At 59.6% G+C, this 18,008-nt stretch carries 14 protein-coding genes; 11 read left to right on the top strand and 3 right to left on the bottom strand.

Annotated features, from left to right (window positions below):
• Window positions 1-3 precede the first annotated feature (3 nt).
• Window positions 4-2,637 carry a valine--tRNA ligase gene (locus FVQ81_12195; protein ID MBW7997307.1) on the bottom strand — a complete coding sequence of 878 codons (2,634 nt, stop codon included), beginning with the start codon at window positions 2,635-2,637 and terminating at the stop codon, window positions 4-6.
• A gap of 300 nt (window positions 2,638-2,937) precedes the next feature.
• Here FVQ81_12195 and FVQ81_12190 point away from each other — a divergent pair, with 300 nt between their 5' ends.
• Window positions 2,938-4,635, top strand: coding sequence for a formate--tetrahydrofolate ligase (locus tag FVQ81_12190; protein MBW7997306.1), 1,698 nt, complete (start codon window positions 2,938-2,940; stop codon window positions 4,633-4,635).
• Window positions 4,636-5,014: 379 nt separating this feature from the next.
• Window positions 5,015-5,845: a hypothetical protein gene (locus tag FVQ81_12185; GenBank protein MBW7997305.1), complete on the top strand. Its 831-nt coding sequence runs from the start codon at window positions 5,015-5,017 to the stop codon at window positions 5,843-5,845.
• 132 nt (window positions 5,846-5,977) lie between these two features.
• Here the strand turns inward: FVQ81_12185 and FVQ81_12180 are convergent, their stop codons facing one another.
• On the bottom strand, window positions 5,978-7,654 hold the full coding sequence (locus FVQ81_12180; protein ID MBW7997304.1) for a right-handed parallel beta-helix repeat-containing protein: 1,677 nt from the start codon (window positions 7,652-7,654) through the stop codon (window positions 5,978-5,980).
• A 45-nt stretch (window positions 7,655-7,699) separates the two neighbouring features.
• Here FVQ81_12180 and FVQ81_12175 point away from each other — a divergent pair, with 45 nt between their 5' ends.
• Window positions 7,700-8,143 (top strand): DUF393 domain-containing protein, encoded by a 444-nt coding sequence (locus tag FVQ81_12175; GenBank protein MBW7997303.1) that lies wholly within the window; start codon window positions 7,700-7,702, stop codon window positions 8,141-8,143.
• Between the two features lie 210 nt (window positions 8,144-8,353).
• On the opposite strand, the gene acpS is transcribed toward FVQ81_12175, so the two are convergent.
• The gene (gene acpS / locus FVQ81_12170) at window positions 8,354-8,824 is read right to left on the bottom strand and encodes a holo-[acyl-carrier-protein] synthase (protein ID MBW7997302.1); all 471 of its coding nucleotides are present in this window, start codon (window positions 8,822-8,824) and stop codon (window positions 8,354-8,356) included.
• 97 nt (window positions 8,825-8,921) lie between these two features.
• Here acpS and FVQ81_12165 point away from each other — a divergent pair, with 97 nt between their 5' ends.
• From FVQ81_12165 to FVQ81_12130, 8 genes are all read left to right on the top strand, one after another.
• Entirely contained in the window at window positions 8,922-10,292 is a 1,371-nt protein-coding gene (locus FVQ81_12165; protein ID MBW7997301.1) for a replication-associated recombination protein A, read from the top strand.
• 92 nt (window positions 10,293-10,384) lie between these two features.
• Complete coding sequence (locus FVQ81_12160; GenBank protein ID MBW7997300.1) at window positions 10,385-12,343, top strand: ABC-F family ATP-binding cassette domain-containing protein; 1,959 nt, start codon at window positions 10,385-10,387, stop codon at window positions 12,341-12,343.
• A complete protein-coding gene (gene hflX, locus FVQ81_12155; GenBank protein MBW7997299.1) occupies window positions 12,330-13,622 on the top strand; it encodes a GTPase HflX in 1,293 nt (430 codons plus the stop codon). Before FVQ81_12160 ends, hflX begins: the two co-directional genes overlap by 14 nt.
• Window positions 13,619-14,335: a pyridoxine 5'-phosphate synthase gene (locus FVQ81_12150; GenBank protein ID MBW7997298.1), complete on the top strand. Its 717-nt coding sequence runs from the start codon at window positions 13,619-13,621 to the stop codon at window positions 14,333-14,335. The genes hflX and FVQ81_12150 overlap by 4 nt, the downstream gene beginning before the upstream one ends.
• A 30-nt stretch (window positions 14,336-14,365) precedes the next feature.
• Window positions 14,366-14,974: an HD domain-containing protein gene (locus FVQ81_12145; protein MBW7997297.1), complete on the top strand. Its 609-nt coding sequence runs from the start codon at window positions 14,366-14,368 to the stop codon at window positions 14,972-14,974.
• A 150-nt stretch (window positions 14,975-15,124) separates the two neighbouring features.
• Complete coding sequence (locus tag FVQ81_12140) at window positions 15,125-15,769, top strand: LytR family transcriptional regulator (GenBank protein ID MBW7997296.1); 645 nt, start codon at window positions 15,125-15,127, stop codon at window positions 15,767-15,769.
• Between the two features lie 43 nt (window positions 15,770-15,812).
• On the top strand, window positions 15,813-16,727 hold the full coding sequence (gene rbsK / locus FVQ81_12135) for a ribokinase (protein ID MBW7997295.1): 915 nt from the start codon (window positions 15,813-15,815) through the stop codon (window positions 16,725-16,727).
• Between the two features lie 134 nt (window positions 16,728-16,861).
• On the top strand, window positions 16,862-17,668 hold the full coding sequence (locus FVQ81_12130) for a hypothetical protein (GenBank protein ID MBW7997294.1): 807 nt from the start codon (window positions 16,862-16,864) through the stop codon (window positions 17,666-17,668).
• Window positions 17,669-18,008 lie beyond the last annotated feature (340 nt).

The following is an 18,008-nucleotide window of genomic DNA, read 5'->3' as shown; positions in this document are numbered from 1 at the left end:
GGCTCAGCCTGCCAGTTGCTCGATATTCTTTTCGACTTTGTCCAGGGTCTCGCGCATCGTTTCCTGTTTCTCCCGTTCTTTCTCCACCACCTCGGCCGGCGCGCGGCTGACGAAATTACCGTTGGCCAGTTTTTTCTCGATACCGGTCAGCAATCCGCGCAGCTTGTCCGCCTCGCGGGCCAGCTTTTCACGCTCTTTATCCAGGTCGATCAGGCCCTCCAGCGGCACGAACAACTCCGAGCCGCCGATCACCGCCACGCCGCTGGCGCCTGGTTTCTGCTCCGGGGCGATAAATTGCAGCTTGTCCACTTTCGCCAGGGAATGCACATAATCGGCGTGGGTCTCGATCACCCGCCTGGTTTCCTCATCGGCCGGAACCACGAACAGGCCGGCCTTGCTGCCCGGCGGGACGTTCATCTCGCTGCGGATCGTGCGCACGGCGGTGATAATTTCCTGCAGCAGTTCCATCTCGCCAACGGCTTCAGTGTCGATCAGGCTGTCCTCCGGAGCCACCCACTCCCGCTCCAGGATCGAATCGCCCTGATGGGGCAGGCGCTGCCAGATATCCTCGGTAATAAAGGGCATGATCGGGTGCAGCAGCCGCAGGGCGGACTCCAGCACGTGCCAGAGCACGCTGCGCACCGTCTGGCCAGGCTTTCCCTCCATCCGGCCCTTGGTCAGCTCGATATACCAGTCGCAGTAGTCATGCCAGATAAAGCGGTAGACCAGCCCGGCGGCGTCGTTGAGCCGGAATGCGTCCAGGGCCGAGGTGGTCTCGGCGGCGACGGTTTGCAGGCGGCTGACAATCCAGCGCTCGGGCAGGAATTTGTCGCCATCCAGGCTCAGCTTCACCAAAGGCGTCGGCTCAAAACCATCCCCGAAATTCATCATCACGAACCGGCTGGCGTTCCAGAGCTTGTTGGCGAAATTGCGGCCCAGGTGGAACTTCTCTTCAGAGAGGTAGACATCCGTTCCGGTGGCGGTGATCGAGATCAGGGTGAACCTCATCGCGTCGGCGCCGAACTGCTCGATCACTTCCAGCGGGTCGACCGCGTTGCCCAGCGACTTGCTCATCTTGCGCCCGGTGTCGTCGCGCACCGTGCCGTGAAAGTACACGTCGCTGAACGGGATATCGCCCATGAATTCCAGGCCGGCCATGATCATCCGCGCCACCCAGAAGAAGATAATCTCCGGCGCGGTGGAAAGCACGTTGGTCGGGTAAAAACGGCGCAGGTCGGGCGTGTCCTCGGGCCAGCCCAATGTTGTGAACGGCCAGAGCTGGCTGGAGAACCAGGTGTCCAGCACGTCTTCGTCCTGACGGATTCCGGCGCCACCGCAGTGGGCGCACTTGTCGGGGTCGGTTTCGGAGACAGTCATCTCATCGCAGCTGTCGCAGTACCAGACCGGCACCTGGTGGCCCCACCAGATCTGGCGGCTGATACACCAGTCGCGGATATTTTCCAGCCAGTCGTAGTAAATCCTGGTCCAGCGCGCGGGATGGAACTTGATTTTACCGGCGCGGACAACCTCCAGCGCGGGCTCGGCCAGGGGTTTCATCTTGACGAACCACTGCGTGCTCAGGTACGGCTCCACCATCGTATCGCAACGGTAGCAGTGGCCGACCGAATGGGCGTGGTCGGCTGTTTTCTCCAGCAGGCCCTCGGAGTCCAGGCGCTCCACCAGTTTCTTGCGGGCCTCGAACCGGTCCAGGCCGGCGAACTGGCCTGCCCGCTCGTTCATTGTCCCGTCGCCGGCCATCACCTGCACCTGCTCCAGGTTGTGACGGCGGCCGATCTCGAAATCGTTCGGGTCGTGGGCCGGGGTCACCTTGACCAGCCCGGTGCCGAACTCGGGGTCCACGTGGCTGTCGGCGATAATCTCTATCTCGCGGCCCACCACCGGCAGGCGCAGCTTGCGGCCGATTATCTCTTTGTAGCGTTCATCGTCCGGGTTGACCGCCACGGCCGTATCGCCCAGCATGGTCTCGGGCCGGGTGGTGGCCACCGTGATCGAACCGTCCCCGTCGGCGAACGGGTAACGGATATGGTAGAGCCGGCCGTTAGTGTCGTTGTGGTCCACTTCCTCATCGGCCAGGGCGGTCTGGCAGCGCGGGCACCAGTTGATGATATACTTGCCGCGGTAGATCAGGCCCTTGTCGTAGAGCGAGACGAACACCCGGCGCACGGCCCGGCTAAGCCGCTCGTCCATGGTGAACCGGTAGCGGCTCCAGTCGCAGGCGCAGCCCATCTTCTTGAGTTGCTCGATAATCGTGCGTTCGCGGTCGTCTTTCCATTCCCTGATCCGTTCAACCAGCGCCTGGCGGCCGATCTCGTGACGGTCCCGGCCCTCTTGCCTGAGCTGTTTTTCGACCACGTTCTGGGTGGCGATCCCCGCGTGGTCCACGCCCGGCACCCACAGGGTTTCGTAGCCGCGCATCCGGCGGCTGCGGATCAGGATATCCTGGATCGTTTCGTTGAGCGCGTGCCCCATGTGCAGCACGCCGGTGACATTCGGCGGAGGGATCACGATCGTGTAGGTCTCCCTGCCCGAATCGACATCGGCCCTGAAATACTCCCGCTCCTCCCAGTACCTGTACCACCTGTCCTCGACCACTCCGGGGTCGTACTGCTTGTCCATGCTCCCGGACAACCCGCCTCCCTTTAATCTCTTTGCAGATTAGCTGAATTAAGCGTCTCGTCCTACTTGCGCATAAACTTAAAAAGTATGCGAATAGCGGTTTCAGGTCAAACCTTTTGCATCCGGCCAGGCCGTGTTATAATGAAAGCCGGTTTATGGCAAAGTTCCATTGAATTGCGCGAAAGATAAATTACTTTCCATCGGAAAGTATCTTACCGCGCGTTGCGGACACCGATGCTGCCATACCCCTTCCACGGACCAAAAGACCAGTTATCCCGGATCATTGTAACGGAGGCCGTCATGGCTGTGAGCGGAAACGGCAAAAGAAAAGTACCCAGCGACATCGAAATAGCCCAGAGCGCGGATATCAGGCCGATCGGAGAAATCGCATCTCTGGTTGGTATCAGCGACGACCAGATCGAGAGTTACGGCCATTACAAGGCCAAGGTCAGCCTGGACGTGCTCAAGAACAACCGGAAGCAGAAAGGCAAGCTGATCCTGGTGACCGCGATCAGCGCCACCAGCAGCGGCGTCGGTAAATCGACAGTCAGCGTGGGACTGGCCCAGGCGCTGCGGCAGCGGGAGAAGGACGTGATGCTCTGCCTGCGGGAACCGTCGCTGGGCCCCTGCATGGGGATCAAGGGCGGAGCGGCCGGCGGCGGTTACAGCCAGGTGATTCCGATGGAGGATATCAACCTCCATTTCACCGGCGATATCCACGCCGTCTCGGCGTCGCACAACCTGCTGAGCGCGATGGTGGATAACAGCCAGCACCAGGGCAACCCCAACGGTATCGACCCCCGGCGAGTGGTCTGGCCGCGGGCGGTGGACATGAACGACCGCAGCCTGCGCAGTATCGTGGTCGGCCTTGCCGGGCCGCTCAACGGCGTACCCCGCGAGGACCGTTTCCTGATCACGGTGGCCAGCGAGGTGATGGCGATCCTGTGTCTGGCCAGGGACCTCAAGGACCTGGAGCAGCGCCTCGGACGGATTATCGTCGGCTACAATTTCAACCGCGAGCCGGTGTCCGCCAGCCGGATTAAAGCTCCCGGGGCGATGACCGCGCTGCTGCGCGATGCGTTCAAGCCCAACCTGGTGCAGACTCTCGAGGGCGGCCCGGCGCTGGTCCACGGCGGACCGTTCGCCAATATCGCTCACGGCTGCAACAGCCTGGTCGCTACCCGTCTGGCCCTGGCCCTTTGTGACTACGTTGTCACCGAGGCCGGTTTCGGCGCCGATCTGGGCGCGGAGAAGTTTTTCAATATCAAGTGCCGTTACGGCGGCCTTCACCCCGACTGCGTGGTGCTGGTGGCCTCGGCCCGGGCGATCAAGTTCCAGGGCGGGGCCAAGCCGAAAGAGCTGGACCAGGAGAACCTGGAGGCGCTGGTCCGCGGGATGAGCAACCTCGATGCCCACGTGGAGAATATCCGCAAGTACGGGGTGCCGGTAGTGGTGGCGCTCAACAGCTATCTCACCGACAGCAGGCGCGAGACCGAGTTGCTGGCCAAGCACTGCGACAAGCTGGGCGTGCCGTGGTCAACCACCGAGGTCTGGGAAAAGGGCGGCGAGGGCGGTCTGGACCTGGCCGACAAGGTGAGCGCCGAGATCGATGCGGGCAGGGCGGATTTCCGTTACCTGTATGATGTCGAGGAACCGGTGCAGCAGAAAATCGAGACAATCGCGCGGGAGATGTACGGGGCCGACGGGGTGGAGTACAGCACCACCGCCCGGCGCAATATCGCCGCGATCGAAAAATTCGGGCTGGGCAACCTGCCGGTCTGCATGGCCAAGACCCAGTTCTCGCTCTCGGACAACCCGACCCTGCTGGGCCGACCGACCGGGTTCCACATCACCGTGCGCGAGGTGATCCCCTCGGCCGGCGCGGGGTTCCTGGTGGCGCTGACCGGGGATATCATGACCATGCCGGGCCTGCCCAAAAAGCCCGCTGCGGAGAATATCGGCGTGGACAAGGACGGCAAGATTTTCGGGCTGTTCTAAAACAAACATCGGTCTTGCAATCAGGAAGAAATAGAGACTGTTACATAACCATAACAGATAAATTTTATGGCTGTAAAATCGTACTAAATTGAAGAAAAACAGTCACTATTTGCAAAACTCGGACACCGTAGGGGCGACGCATGCGTCGCCCCTACAGCCATTCTTGAGTTATGAAACAGGTTCTAAGCACTGCTCGGTGTTGACAGGTCGATGTCAAACTGGATATACTGATTTGTGCTTACTGTTCCTTTAGCCGCCGTGTCGCGGGCTTCGTCCACCAGCCGCCTCAGCGGGTAGTCGGCATCCGCCACCTCGCTGCACGTCAGCGCTGAGTTACTGCCTATAAAATTAGCAGTTTTTTTATTACCGAGGCCTAAATATGGATACCGTTGTTGTTTCATTGGACTCATTAAGCAAAGCATTTCTCCATCAGGCAACACGACTGGATTCAGTTATTTTTTCTTTTGATTCGTCAAGCATAGCCCTGATTCAGCAGGCAGCACAGGGCGATACTTTATGGGATAAATTTATTGTTGCCTCATTGGCCTTAGCATCAGCCTTAGCCTTATGGTTCATTAGCAGACACGTTAGTAAAAAGGAAAGAAACAAAGCTGAAGCCGTTAATACTTATATCACAAATGGCACAAACAAAATTGTCCGCTATACGACAGCAATAAGTTATTCACTGAATAATTATTTTGACCGTGATGATCTGTCCAAACAGATTGAATCATACGATACTGTGGATTTTCCTACGGATGCCGCTCAAAATATCGGCAATTTACTAAACGGCTTTAAATGTCAATTATTGCTTGAGAAAATGGATACGAGTTTCGCGAAACTTAAAAAGGTACAAAAGAAATATTTGTTCACTCCCAAAAAGGAAGATGATCGCAATGCCGAAGATACTATCAAATGGGCGTTTGTCTTTTTCATTCATAAAGCAGTTCTACAGGAGATCATCTGGCTATTAAATTTCCACATGCAATTGTTTTTCATCAGAATAAATGGGAAATCAATATCCTCTAAGTCGTTAACGAGCTATACTATTTTTACCGAAAAGGAAAAAAAAGAATCTAATTCAAGGATTGAAGGTTTAATAAAAGGTTTAGATGATCTTCATTCAGATCCCTTCCAATTTGTCGATAAGCTACCTAAGAGCTTAAAAAAACTATATGACTCGATGCATCCCCCCCCAATCGATGAATAGAAGTTTAAGAAATTAGTACGATAATTTTATGTTGCTGTTACCGTATCCTCGCCACCAGCGAATCAATCCGCACATTGCTAGTTTCACCATCAACCAGAGGCACGGTAAGCGTGCCGTGCCCCTACATTGTTATTACTTCACTTCCCACGGAGCCAGAATCACTTTTCTTCCTGCTCGGCGGCCGAATTTCAGCGGGGGCCGTCCCCGCTCGAACGCCCCGATATCCGGCCCGGCGCCCGCGTAGTTGTCGTTGAACCCCGGCAGCACCTCGCCCGAGTCGATCATCGGGTTGGGCACGCGGATCACCTTGTCGGTAATCCGCCAGGTTCTGCCGGCGTGTTCCACCTCGGTCCTTCCCCACTTGACCCGCGTGGTATTGACCGCCGGGAACCACTCCAGGCCCTGGCTCGGCTCGAACGCGGGCCTGCCGCCGCCCACCCTGTTTTTCAGCCAGCGCTTGCCGTTGGGTATCCCGGTAAACATATCATACTGGAAATCCAGCGGCTCGATCGGGTCGTGGATTCCGGTCAGCACGCCGGGGCAGTCGTAGAGGTTGTTGCGGGAGATCACATCGGAGAGCTGGTGCGTGCTGAACACCCGGAACGCTCCGTGGGGCTGCAGCGCGGTGTTGTGGAACACGTAGCGCCGCCCGCCGCGGAACTCGCGGTTATCGCCCCCCACCTTGATCATCGGCCCGCCGGTCGGGTTTTTCTGCGTCCGGCGGGATACGCCGAACACGTTGCGGAAAATGTAGAGCGGCCCCCGGCTGGTGGTGGCGGTGGCGATATGGGTGAACACGTGGTCGATGTAGTTGCCCCAGATCCGCACGTTCATGTTCGCGCCCTCGGCCTCGATAGCATCGTCCCAGACATTGGTCACGATATTGCCGTAGATATCGCTGTCCCGGTTGGGCGCGCCCTCCCAGGAGTAGTTACTCCCCCCGCCGATAGCGTCGTTGTAGCCGTGGTCCTCGGTGCTGATAATCTCGTTGTGGCGGAAGATATTGTGCCCGCTGGAATTGCGGACCGTGATCGCCTGGGGTCCGCTGGGGTGGCCGGTGTCCCAGTCGTTGGTCCAGCCGGTGGGGTGCTCGATCAGGTTGCGCTGGATAACGAGGTCGCCCACGCCCTCCGCGGCGCGCACCGCGCTGTCGCCCCAGCCCAGCCAGGCCATCCTGCGGTCGCCCCTGCCCCAGTTGATGATATGGCAGTCCTCGATCACGATATGGTGGCTGCCTCTTTTGAGATAGATCGCGTCCTGCCCGGCCATCCGCAGCTCCAGGCCCCGGACGATTATGTAGCTGCCCTCGATCACGATATTGTGCGCCCGGGTTTTCTCCGGGTCGATCACGTGTTTGCCCCCCGGACTGACTGTCACCAGGTGCCAGCCGTCGGGAGTGCCGCTTTCGGTGATTTCGAGCTGAGTGTCGCTGGTACCGTCGGGAAGGTGCGTGGTCTTGCCGACCGGAAATTCTTCGCTCATCGTGCGGGCAGTGATTTTTGCCGTTTTACCCTTGTGGATCAACTCGACTTCGTACTCCGTGTCCGGCACCAGCCCGACAATGCTGCCGCGGAACTGGCTGTCCTTGACGTTGTAGAACAGGGGGATTACCTCGCGCCACTCACCGCCGCCGGCCGTACGGTAGCGCACGCCGCACTCGCCGGGGTCGTCCGCGGCCTCCAGCGTGTAGTACAGTCCCAGGCACTCGAACGTGGGGACCGCGCGGGGGTTGGGAGATTCGGGGTCTGCGAACGCCAGTGATATCAAGCAGAGGCAAAAGGCGGCGGCGACAGCGGACAGCTTGTTCATCGGGAGCTCCGGGGTTATGGTAACTGGTGAGTCTGATCTCGATTTATGAGGAACCTCCACGTGCGGGGAGGCTGTATGCCAAGGGTATCCGGCACAGGGCCGGTAGTGCTGTTCGACGGGTACTGCAAGCTGTGCAGCGGTTTCGCCGTTTGGGCGCTCGAACGGGACCGCGCAGAAAAGCTGCTGTTCGCTCCTATTCAAGGCGAGACGGCAAAAAAGTTGCTGACCGGACTGGGTTGCCACAGTCCTCCGGCGAAATCGGTGATTTTTCTGCACGATGGCGTTCTAGACCTGCGCTCGACCGCCGTGCTGAAAATCCTGCGCCTGCTGGGGCCGCCATGGAGCCGGCTCTACCCGTTGATAGCTATCCCCCGCCCGATCAGAGATTTATGCTACCGGCTGGTTGCCCGGGTGCGCTACCGAATTTTCGGCAGACGGGATAGTTGCCGCGCACCTGGTCCGGATCAAAGAGGGCGGATGTTGCCGTGAGCCCATTGCGGATCAAATGACCAGCTGATGACTGGCGTACTTCGCGAGGTCCGGCGCGGCTTTATGGCCGGGGCGAGCGTTGGCCAGCACCACCGGTAGCGCCTGAATAGCCGCGATTGCATTCCGGTCGGACATCTTCCGAGGGCATTGCGAGTTCGGCGCAGCAACGGCAAAAAACTTCTTTTCAGCGACTGGAAAAGAAGCAGAGATTTATTCCGGCTCCCCCACCAGCAGCGCCGCCGCCATCGCCCGGCCCTTGTCATGGCTCAGCGAGACATGGGCCACTTTCGCACCCAGTTTCCCGGCCAGCTCCGCTGTTTTGCCGTTCAGGCGGATATGCGGCTTGCCGCGCCTGTCGCGCACCACCTCGATCCCCTGCCAGGTCACATCCGCGCTCCAGCCGGTCCCGAACGCTTTCATCACCGCTTCCTTGGCCGCGAACCGCGCCGCGAAATGCGGGTACGGGTTGCTCATCGAGCGGCAGTATTCGATCTCGCCGGCAGTGAACACCCTCTTCTCGAACCGCGGGCCGCTCCTGCGCTCCAGGGCGTCGACGATCCTGTCGATCTCGATCATGTCCACGCCGAGTCCCAGTACCGCCACCGGAGTCCGGTCGAACTTGATATCGCTCTCGCCCACGTCCACTATCCTGTTGACAGTCTTGAAAATAACCGGAATCAAGTGCTATATTCCAGCGGGTCCGAACCTTTGTACAAAAGTATTGTAACTTAAAACCGGCCCCTGGATTTGTCCATGAACGGAAAGATGAGCCGCAGGCATGGCTGAAAAAAGCAAAGACCTGTTCGGACTGCCCACCGACGAGGGCCGGGCTGCGGATTTCTCGCCCCTGGCCGACAGGATGAGACCCCGCGAGTTGAGCGAGTTCGTGGGCCAGGAGCATATCCTGGGGCCCGAGGGCGTCCTGCGCAGGATGATCGAGAGCGACCAGATATCCTCGATGCTGTTCTGGGGGCCGCCGGGCAGCGGTAAAACCACCCTGGCCAGGATAATCGCCGGCAGCACCGACAGCCGGTTTGTCCACCACAGCGCGGTCACCTGCGGGGTGCCTCAGGTGCGGCAGGCTGTCAAGGAGGCCGATGAGCAGCTCAAGCTCTACCGCAAGCGCACGATCCTGTTTCTCGATGAGATCCACCGCTTCAACAAAGCCCAGCAGGATGCTCTCCTGCCCCACGTGGAGCACGGGACGATCACGCTGGTGGGCGCCACCACCGAGAACCCGTCGTTCGAGGTCAACAGCGCCCTGCTGAGCCGGGTACGGGTGTTCGTGCTGGAACGGCTTACCGAAGACGATCTGGGCCGGCTGGTTGACCGGGCGCTGGCCGACTGCGAACGCGGCCTGGGCGGGATGGCTCTCAGTCTGGACGACGACGCCCGCGCCCTGCTGCTGAGAGCATCCGACGGCGACGCGCGCGCGGCGCTGACCGGCCTGGAGCTGGCCGCGCTGTATCTGGCCCAGGGCGGCAAGGAGCGGAAAGACAAACTGGTGATCGGCGGGGAAACCATGCGCCAGGCCCTCCAAAAGCGGCTGCTGCAGTACGACCGCGAGGGCGAGCAGCACTACGATGTGATCAGCGCGTTTATCAAGTCCATGCGCGGCAGCGACCCCGACGCCGCCCTGTATTACATGGCCCGCATGCTGGAGGCCGGCGAGGACCCGCTGTTCATCCTGCGGCGGATGATTATTTTCGCGGCCGAAGATGTGGGCAACGCTGACCCGCAGGCCCTGCAGGTGGCCGTGGCGGCGCACAAGGCGGTGTCCGTGATCGGTCTGCCCGAGGGTGCGATCCCGCTCAGCCAGGCGGTGTGTTACCTGGCCACCGCTCCCAAAAGCAATGCCAGTTACAAGGCCCTGCGCGCTGCCCAGTCGGCGGTAAAGGAATTCATGTCCGAGCCGGTCCCTCTGCACCTGCGCAACGCGCCCACCAGGCTGATGAAGGAGCTCGGCTACGCGCAAGGCTACAAGTACCCTCACGACTACCCGTACCACTTCGCCGGGCAGCCATGCCTGCCGGAAGCCCTCGAGGGAAAGAAATTTTACGAGCCGACAACGCTGGGGTTCGAGAAAGAGATTGTCAAGCGGATCGAGTTCTGGAAGCAACTGCGGGATAAAAAAAAAGGGGGGAACTAGTTTCGCGCTGAGTCTGTGAACACCGGATAACAGGAGCTGTAATGATGATGGAGGACTGAAACCAGCCGCTTCCGCCGGGGCATCTTGCAATCATGACGATCGTCAGTTTCAACAATATCTCCCGCACAGTCTCCGGGACCGAGCTGTTCAGCGATGTCACCGGCATAATCCGGGACGGTGAACGGATTGGTGTGGTGGGCCCCAACGGCTCCGGCAAAACAACCCTCTGCCGTCTGCTGGCTCGGCTCGACACCCCCGACAGCGGCGAGGTCACCCACGTCAAAAACCTCCGCGTTCATTTCATGGAGCAGGAACCTGCATTGGATTCCGGGCAGGGGGTGCTGGCCGAACTGCTGGCGAGCTGCAGCGAAATCGAGGAACTCGAAGTCAGGATCGCCGGAATCCAGGCCCGGCTGGACAGCGGAGAGCATCTCGATCAGGCCGAACTGGACAGTTTCGGCGCGCTGATGGACCGCTTCGAGCGCCTGGGCGGCTACAGCATCCAGAGCCGGGCCGAGAAAATCCTGACCGGCCTCGGCCTGGGTCCAGAGACATTCGAACAGGCGGCGGGCTCGCTCTCCGGCGGGCAAAAAAGCAGACTCTCGCTCGCCAAATCCCTGCTGGCTCAACCCGACCTGCTGTTGCTCGATGAGCCGACCAACCATCTCGACCTGAACGCTATCGAGTTCCTGGAAAAGCTGCTTGCGGAAATCTCTTCCACCGTGGTGGTGATCTCCCACGACCGCGCGTTCCTCGATAACCTCACCACCCGCACTATCGAGGTGCTGGCGGGCAGGGTCCGCATGCGGCCGGAAAATTTCAGTGAGTTCGCCCGCTGGGCCGCGGCCGAGGAGGAACGTCTCGAACGGGAGCGAAAAAATTACCAGCGCAAGGTTGAGCAGATCGAGGATTTCATCAGGAAAAATATTTACGGCCAGAAGACAAGGCAGGCTCAGAGCCGGCGGAAAATGCTCGGGCGGATGCAGCCTCCGCCCGAGACCGGCCGTGCGCCGGATAAACCGGAATGGGATATCGAGATCTCGCAGCGTTCCGTGTCCCTGGTGCTGGAGGCCCGGGGACTGGGCCACCGCTACAACGGCGCTCCGGCGCTGTTCGAGGGTTTCGATTTCAGCCTGATGCGCGGCGAGACGCTGGCCGTGCTCGGCGCTAACGGCACCGGCAAAAGCACGCTGCTCGCGCTACTGGCCGGCCGCCTTCGCCCGGCGCAAGGCACGTTGAGCTGGGGCCGCGATGTAACCACCGCAATTCTTCCCCAGCGCGTGGAACGCCCCGAGGGAGAGATCTCGGTGCTGGAGTGGATGTACAACCGCGCCGGCGACCTGACCCTGGGCCAGGCGCGAGGGTTGCTGGGCCGGTTCCTGTTCAGCGGCGAGGATGTCGAGAAGCAGGTGTCCGTGCTGAGCGAGGGCGAGTTCCGCCGCCTGCTGCTGGCCGCCCTGATCCACAGCAAGGCCAACCTCCTGCTGCTGGATGAGCCGACCAACCACCTAGATATTTACAGCCGCCAGGCGCTGCTTGATGCGCTGGACAGCTTCCCCGGCACCCTGGTGCTGATCACCCACGACCGGACCCTGCTGGAGGGTCTCGCCACCCGGCTGCTGGAGTTCTCACAGCCCGCTGAAATAGCTCTCGGCGCGGATAAAGTGGTTGAATATGGCGGGGATTATTCTTATTATAAACGGGAGCGGGACAAGCTGTTAAAACGTCTGGCCGAGGGGCAACGGAAAACGTCTCCCAAAGCCCGGGCCGCCGAGAGCCGAAGCGGAAAAATTTCCGCACCGGATACCGCCCCTGCCGGCGGCACGCTGTCGAAAAACAAGCTGCGCCGGCTCCGGGAACGCAAGGACAGCCTGGAAGTAGAGATCGCCGAACTCGAGGAGCGCAAGTCGGCGCTCCAGCTCGAGCTGGCCGATCCCTCGACCTACAGCCGCCGGGGACGAGCCGGGGAGCTGTCGGCGGAATTGAAAGAACTTGATAACCGAATCACGGAAGCTTACGGGGAGTGGGAAAAACTACTTGAGTATGATTGACATCCAGCAGGAGCCGCAGAAAGCGGTGTTGTTCGGCACGGACCGTCCGGAGAACGAGTTCTGGGGAGAACAGCCCCTGGAGGAACTGGGACGGCTGGCCGAAACCGCCGGCGCGGTGGTGGTCGACCGGGTGGTGCAGCGGGGACGGAAAATAGATCCCGTGACCTATATCGGCAAGGGCAAAGCCGAAGAGATAAAGCAGGTTATCGAAAGCACCGGGGCCGATCTGGCCATATTCGACGACGAGCTCTCCCCCAGCCAGGCCCGCAACCTGGAGGAGCGGTTCGACCTACAGGTGCTCGACCGCACCGAGCTGATCCTCGACATTTTCGCCCATCACGCGCGCACTACCGAATCCAAGCTACAGGTTGAGCTGGCCCAGCTCGAATATCTCCTGCCCCGGCTGAAAAACATGTGGGTCCACCTCTCGCGTATCCGTGGCGGTATCGGACTCAGGGGACCCGGAGAAACCCAGCTCGAAACCGACCGTCGCCTGATCCAGAAACAGATCACCCTGCTCAAACGCAAGCTGCGCAAGATCGAGAACCAGCACCATCTCCGTATGGCGGGCCGCGAAAGTATCCGCACCTTTGCGCTTGTCGGCTACACCAACGCCGGGAAATCTTCGCTGCTGAAAGCTTTGAGTGGCAGCAGGGTGCTGGTTCGAGACCAGTTGTTCTCCACCCTCGACACCACCACTCGCAAGGTCAAACTCGACAAGCACGAGGTCCTGTTCTCCGACACGGTCGGTTTCATCAGCCGCCTGCCCCATCACCTGGTGGCCTCGTTCAAGGCCACGCTCGAGGAGCTTGTCGGCGCGGACCATCTGCTGCTGGTCGTGGACGTATCCAACCCCCACTTCGCCGAGCGGATCAAGGTTGTCGAGGATGTGCTGGCAGAGCTCGGCGCGGGCGAGGTGGAACGGACGCTGGTGTTCAACAAGACCGACCTGGTAACCGACCGTCAACTGCTGTTCCAGGCCGCCGAGTCGTGGCCCGACGCGGTGTTCAGCTCGGCTGTCGACGGGGAGCGGGGATTGAAACACATTCGCGACCGGATTATCAATATGATCGAGGCCGACGAGAGCGAATTCTCGATTGAACTTGAGCCGGAGGAAGGCGAGCTGGCCGCAGCGTTCCATCGCCTGGGACGGGTCCTGGAGCGCAGCATTGAGGACGGGAGCCTGAAGCTGCGGGTCAGGATGCCGCGGCCGCTGGCGATGCAGCTCGTGAAAGGCACACCGTATGAAATCCAGCTTACCCGGGGGAGAACGACTTGATCAGACTGGGTGTTAACGTAGACCACGTGGCCACTGTCCGCCAGGCGCGCCGGACTGTCGAGCCGGACCCCGTGGCCGCGGCCGTGCTGGCCGAACTGGGCGGCGCCGACCAGATCACCATCCACCTCCGCGAGGACCGCCGCCATATCCAGGACCGCGACCTGCAAGTGCTGCGCAGGACGGTCCAGACCCAGCTCAACCTGGAGATGGCGCTCAACGATGAAATTATCGGGATCGCGGTCGATACCGTTCCCGAGCAGTGCACGTTCGTGCCGGAGAAACGCGAGGAGGTCACCACCGAGGGCGGCCTGGATGTCCTCGCCGTCGCCGACCGGCTGACCCCAGCCGTGGCCAGGCTGAAGGAAGCCGGTGTCCTGGTCAGCCTGTTTGTGGACCCCGAGGCGGAGATTATGGAGGCCTGCGCGCGCTCCGGTGCGGATTCTGTTGAACTGCACACGGGTTCCTACGCCAACGCGCGGGGCCAAACGGCCGTAAAAGCCGAACTGGAAAAACTGCAAAAATCCTCGGCGGCCGCGGCCGGAGCTGGCCTGAAAGTGTTCGCCGGACACGGGCTGAACTATCTCAATACGCCTTCGGTCGTGGCGATCCCCCAGGTCGAGGAAGTCAATATCGGCCACTCGATAATCAGCCGGGCCGTGCTGGTGGGCATGGAGCGGGCGGTGCGGGAAATGAAAGCGCTGCTGAAAAGATAACGGATAAACCGGCCAACTTCGGGCAGGGCCATGCGCGATTACGACAGGGTTGTGGAGCGGCTCAAGGCTGAAATTGAACAACGTTTCGGCGGCAAAGCTCTGGCGCGGCATACTCATTCGGTTGCCGAATTCGCGCGGGAGATTGCCGGCAGTGTCGATGGCGGCGATGAGCGCCTTCAGCGCAAAACCTACGTTGCCGGACTGGCCCACGATCTGTACAGGAAATTCACCGAACAGAAACTGCGCGAGCTTATCCGCAGGGACAATGTCCCGATAGACGATGACGCCTGGCGCTTCGGCGGAGGCCTGCTGCACGCTCCGCCCGCCGCCCATTTCCTCCACGCCGGCCTGGGTGTGAGCGATGAAGCGGTGATCTGCGCGGTATATTACCACACCACCAGCCGGGCCGGAGCGAGCCTGCTGGACAGGGTCCTCTTCTGCGCCGACTATCTCGACCCCTCGCGCGAGGTCCGCAACTGCGATCCGGACGTGGCGGAACTTAGCCGCCGGGTCCTTACCGATCTCGACGGTGTTTACCGCGAGGTGCTCTCGCGCAAGCTGGCGCACACTATCAGCCGCGGCCGTCCCCTGCACCCCAACGGGATCGCCGCCTGGAACGAAGTGTTGTCATTCGGTTGAGCGGTGGCGCCGGACGAATGATTCTTTGACAAATCGGGCAGGTGGTACTTATCTTGCTTAACGGAGTGACGCCGGCCGCCGCAGCAACAGTTATCAGCGTTTCCCGCCCCGGGAACAAGAACCGGGCTAACATTGTCTTACGGGTATTCGATGGCTGATAAGCCTTCCAAACGGCAGCGCCGGCAGCACCTTAAAAACGTCCGTCTGGTCAACAAGGGCCAGAGCGCCAGACGCAAACATGCCACCGCCCAGGCAGCCGCAATCTCCGGCGGCGATTTTCTGGTCACTCTCGGCCTGGTTGTCACTTCGGCCTTCATTCTGCTGTTCCTGATATCGGCATTCCTCCAGTACGGTTTCGACAACGGCGGCTCAGCCGGCGCATACACGGTTTCTTCCGGCAAGCAGGCGGCGGCTTTTCCGCCCGTGGAGAGATCCACGATCGAGGTCCGGGTGCTCAACGGCTGCGGTACACCCGGCGCCAGCCGACAGGTAACCGCCCGCCTGCGCGACCTCGGGTTCGATGTCGTGGTTGCCGACAACGCCGAACATTTCGGCTACCAGCACACCCTGGTTGTCGATCATTCCGACCGTCCCGAGGTAGGCCGGGAGGTTGCCGGTGCGCTCGGCTGCGGCCAGCTCAGGGCCCAGCAGGACGAGATGGCGATGGCCCACGTAACCGTGATTCTCGGCCGGGACTGGGAGAAGTTCCTCGGCCGGCCCGCTCCAGGCCTGCAGCCGAATGAAGACTGGATCGACCGGCTCAACGGCAAGGTGCAGAAGCTGCTGAAACAGTAATCCCCACCCCGTCTATCCAAACTGACAGGCAGGAGTCCCGCTCATGAGCGCCAAACCGGTGGTAGTTATCGGCAGTTCCAACATGGACCTGGTGATCAAGACCACTCGTATCCCCCGTCCCGGCGAAACGATCCTCGGCGGCGAGTTCGTGATGGTTGCCGGGGGCAAGGGAGCCAACCAGGCTGTGGCCGCCGCCCGGCTGGGCGCGCACACCTGGTTCGTGGCCCGGGTGGGCGAAGACCCGTTCGGCGATAAAATGCTGCGGAATTTCGCGGATGAGGGAATCGAGACCGCCCACGTGACCCGCGACCCGGAGCAGGCCTCGGGCGTGGCGACTATCACGGTGGACGAGGACGGCGAGAACGCGATCGTGGTGGCGCCGGGGGCCAACGGCCAAGTCGGCCCGGAGGACGTCCGCCGGGCGCGTGAAACAATCGAGAGCGCCGATTCGGTGCTGATGCAGCTTGAGATTCCGCTGGATGCGGTCGCCGAGGCCGCCGGTCTCGCTACGGCGGCGGGCGTGAGAGTGATCCTGGACCCAGCTCCCGCACGGGAGCTGCCCGATGAGCTGCTGCGTAACGTGAGCCTGCTGACCCCCAACGAGACCGAGGCAGAGCTGCTGACCGGGATCGGTGGGGACTCTCTCGAATCCGCCCGCGCCCAGGCTGAAGCCCTGCTGGCCAGGGGCGTGAAAGCGGTACTGATCACCCGCGGGAAACAGGGTTCGTTGCTGGTGGATCAAAGCGGAGGGAAAAGTTTCCCCACCGAGGCAGTTGAATCGGTGGACAGCACCGCCGCCGGGGATTGTTTCAACGGGGCGCTGGCCGCCCGGCTGGCCAGTGGAGCGCCGCTGGAGGAAGCGATAGCGTTCGCCTCGAAAGCCGCCGCAATCAGCACCACCCGGCTGGGCGCGCAGGACAGCCTGCCGAGGTTGGGGGAAGTGGCTGCAAACACTTAAGTTAGATATACTTGACTTTGAAATAATAGAGAAATTGCTTGCTTATTTTGGTAGATATTTAAAGTGCCCTTATGCAAGGTTACTCTGGATATAATAATCCGCTCAGTGTTTAACTCGGAGTTAACTTTATAACTATGGACAATTCAAAACTACAGGAAATAGTTAATAAATCCGGTTTCCCTCTTCAAATTGGTTTAGAGGCAATGATTAATAACAGCCAAGGTGAATTGGGATGGGAAGTGTTTTCATCTGAGCATTCTTGGCGTGAAATTGGAGGCTCGAATTTTGGTTTTATAGACCTTGTATTACTCAACGAGGCTAACACTGCATTTATGATAGTTGAATGCAAGAAAGTTGTCGATTGTAGTTGGATATTTTTAATACCAGTTAAACCGAACATGCTATTAGAACGAAGACATGTAAAGGCAATGGTCCCGACAATCAAAGATCATAAATTCAAAGGCTTTGCTTGGGAAGATGTCACGGCCGATCCACAATCCCCGGAATCATCCTATTGTGTGGTTCACGGTCAAGATCCAAAAGCAAGGCCTATGTTGGAAAGAATCGCGTCTATTTTAGTTGATTCAACGGAAGCTTTTGCAATCGAATACGATCATTATGGTGTTGATAGGTCGAATATGCTAAAACTTTTCTTTAGCGTTATCGTGACTACAGCAGAGCTTAAAATTTGCAAATTTGATCCGTACGAGATATCCATTGCGGATGGCGCAATGCTAAAAGAGACGGAATTTATAGATGTTCCGTATCTAAGGTTTCGTAAACAACTGTCACCATATCAAGTATCTGGAGTAGAGGGGGGAGCTAAAGACTTTTTAATTGCAAAGGAGAATACGGTTTTTATAGTTAATGCAAATAAGCTTAGTGATTTTTTAGAAAGATTTGAACTCAGTGAAAGTGCCGCAACGAAACTGAATATGTAGTTGGTCATGGTGTTTGTATTATACCGAATGACATCTGTTTACCATACCTCAAAATATAGGTATACCTTTCTCTTCTCATTCAAACCGAACTGCCTCTTCCAGTAGTCCAGCTCCTCGCACCACGGAGCAGGGCTTGGACTCCAATAGTGCCATCACCCGTTCTGGTCCCTCCGCTCCCGGGATCCCCTTATGCGCAAGCTCAGCCGCGCAGATCAGGTTGAATTCGTCGACTACGATCCGGTTCACTGCGCCATCTCTGCTTTCCAGTTCTGCTGGGCCAGGATCGCGTGGCCGATCCGCGCCAGGTTCAGCTTCTCCGTGGCGAAATCCCAGCCCCGGC

The organism is Candidatus Glassbacteria bacterium (assembly GCA_019456185.1).
GTDB lineage: Bacteria > Gemmatimonadota > Glassbacteria > GWA2-58-10 > GWA2-58-10 > JAJRTS01.
Note: the sequence above shows the minus strand (reverse complement) of the source record. Positions and strands in the feature narration are given on the sequence as shown.